The sequence below is a fragment of the Amphibacillus cookii genome (assembly GCF_016908375.1).
Classification (GTDB): Bacteria; Bacillota; Bacilli; order Bacillales; family Amphibacillaceae; genus Amphibacillus_C; species Amphibacillus_C cookii.
Genome location: NZ_JAFBDS010000026.1, coordinates 1 through 1,956, shown reverse-complemented (window position 1 = coordinate 1,956; position 1,956 = coordinate 1). Strand labels below are relative to the sequence as shown.

The following is a 1,956-nucleotide window of genomic DNA, read 5'->3' as shown; positions in this document are numbered from 1 at the left end:
GTTGTCACTATGGCAGGAGATACAACAGAATGTTGAGCTGAGTAAACGTGCGCGTCAGTCTTCGAATTTTAAAAGTTATGTGAAGAAGGAACAGGCGGTTTTGAATGGTGGGAAGAAAGCCGGTGGGGCTAATTTCGGAAATATAGAGAAATTAGAGTCTCATTTTTCAAAACATGGTGCTGAATTTAGCGGTGCATTTTCAAGTGCAAATGATTATCTGACTGGGGCTAATAGTGTAATAAAAAATGGAATGAAAGTTCAGTATACTTATAACGGTGAATTAAGAACAGGTTATGTTAAATTTATGAAAAATAGTAGTTTAACTAATGGTAATGGTGTTTCAATAAAGAGTTATGCTAAATTTGAGTTTGTAGGAACAAATGGTTTAGGAGAAATTACAACATATCATGTTGAAAGTGGAAAAACCTTTTGGAAGATGATGAATGATGGGAGAAATATTCCTGTTATTAATCCGGTTGAGAGGAGGTAAAATAATGAATAATATAATTAAAATTCATAAAATTAATACTGTAATTGAAGAAGAAGTAAAGTTTTTTGTAAATAACCAAAAAGTTATTGGTTTTAACGTATCGCCTCAAAAATTAGAGTTAGGAAAAGAATATGAAGCTGAACTAGGTATATTTGTAAATGACTTTTTAGAGATAGAGGAGCAAAAAAATACTCAAATAAAAAAAATTAAATATGATGATAATTTTAGCTATACTCTTTGGGGCAAACTATTAGAACCTGAAATTTTAGATGTAGGCTTTTTTATCACCAGTGAGTTATTTGAAGATTACGGATATCTAGTAGGCAAGTACGTTTTTCTGAAAATAGATAGACTAGAATTAGATTGTAAATAATATAATGAATATCTAGAAGGTGGACTAAAAAGTATTGATATAAATAAACCTATAGATAAATTAAATGATAAGCTTTGGAACTTAGTAATAAAATTAGAATATTCTTTTGATGACTAAAAAATTATGTCTTTAGCAATTGATGTATTGATTTTATAAAATAAAATGGTGGAAATCCAACTAGTTGGAATGAAATATATACAGATAAAGCTGGGAATTTGATTACTACATATCCAATTCCTAAACCGTAAATTTGTGAGGAGAGAAGTGAAATGACAGAAAATATATTAGATAGAGAGCTAGTCAAAGAATTTCGTGAAATCTCTCTAGTGTGACAATGATTTGAAGAGTTACAAAAATTACTACCACGCTTATGTGATGTTCATAAATGAACACAAGGATTATTTCACAAATACGATTTTAGAAAAATGGGGATTGGATGTGCTAATTTCTATCAATGCTCAAGAATATATTGTTTCAACCCCTGACTTGTCTTTAACTATGGAAAAGACAAGATTAAGTAAAGGAGCATACGAAGATATTGATACATTAGCAATGTCAATTCGAGATACTTTATGGGATATAGTTACGGTATATTCTGGAAATATACTTTTAGAGTGTGCTGGATGTGGGTGGACAGAAGAACCTACAGGAGAAGAGCATATAGGTTTGGTTGGAAAAGGTTTCCATCAAATGAAAAAGAAATAATAAATAATAAAATGAAAGGCACTTCAACACAGGACTAGTAATCAAGTAAAAGCTTTGACTAGTAATGTAGGTTTAATAATTAATAGCTAATAAAAGCAAGATTATTTTGACTTCAAGTGAAGAAATTCGACAGAAGAATAAAACAGTATAACTCCAGTAAAAAGCTGCTTTCTAAAATATGAAAGCAGCTTTTATGTTTTCTAAAAATATAACGGAGCCAGGATGCTTTTTATCCGGTCATGCTTTACACTAAAAGGAGGAGAAACTGCATGGCAACCCGTGTCAATATGGAGGAAGTCCGAGGCTTTCGGGATGAAACCCGTACATTATGCCGAGAGATACGTGGCGATTTACAGGCAATTCGCCGGGCGCTTGAGGCAATGGGCCA

2 protein-coding genes and 1 pseudogene are annotated in these 1,956 nt (G+C 32.0%); all 3 read left to right on the top strand.

The annotated features are described in order from the left end of the window. Window positions 1–490 (top strand): annotated as a pseudogene (locus tag JOE23_RS17725) (hypothetical protein); the annotation flags it as partial. Between the two features lie 4 nt (window positions 491–494). After that, window positions 495–863, top strand: coding sequence for a hypothetical protein (locus JOE23_RS17720; RefSeq protein ID WP_204440828.1), 369 nt, complete (start codon window positions 495–497; stop codon window positions 861–863). 339 nt (window positions 864–1,202) lie between these two features. Next, window positions 1,203–1,568 (top strand): hypothetical protein, encoded by a 366-nt coding sequence (locus tag JOE23_RS17715; RefSeq protein ID WP_204440826.1) that lies wholly within the window; start codon window positions 1,203–1,205, stop codon window positions 1,566–1,568. The last annotated feature ends 388 nt before the right edge of the window (window positions 1,569–1,956 follow it).

Excerpts from the sequence above, each read along its gene's own strand:
- JOE23_RS17720 (WP_204440828.1), top strand. The coding sequence starts at position 495 with ATGAATAATATAATTAAAATTCATAAAATTAATACTGTAATTGAAGAA.